Below are 292 nucleotides of genomic sequence, written 5' to 3'. Positions count from 1 at the left end.
CTCGCATGGCTTGAGCCACACTACCATCGGCGCAGCTGCGTTTCACTTCCGAGTTCGGGATGGGATCGGGTGGTTCCACAGCGCTGTTTTCATCAGGGAGACGGTTGGGGCGTCGCTTTGCAGCGCCAGCCCGGCAGAGGTCTCTTCCGAGAAAGGTGCCGATCGGAATCGACAGCCTTCACTTAAAGGAAAAACCCCGCTACATGAGCAGCGGGGTTTTGGGTGTAAACCCTGGCGATGACCTACTCTCGCATGGCTTGAGCCACACTACCATCGGCGCAGCTGCGTTTCA

At 58.6% G+C, this 292-nt stretch carries 1 rRNA gene; it reads right to left on the bottom strand.

Going from position 1 to position 292, the window contains the following annotated elements:
• Window positions 1–97 (bottom strand): 5S ribosomal RNA (gene rrf, locus RZA67_RS16410); the annotation flags it as partial.
• Window positions 98–292 lie beyond the last annotated feature (195 nt).

The sequence above is a fragment of the Stenotrophomonas sp. C3(2023) genome, from assembly GCF_032911385.1.
Lineage (GTDB): Bacteria > Pseudomonadota > Gammaproteobacteria > Xanthomonadales > Xanthomonadaceae > Stenotrophomonas.
Note: the sequence above shows the minus strand (reverse complement) of the source record. Positions and strands in the feature narration are given on the sequence as shown.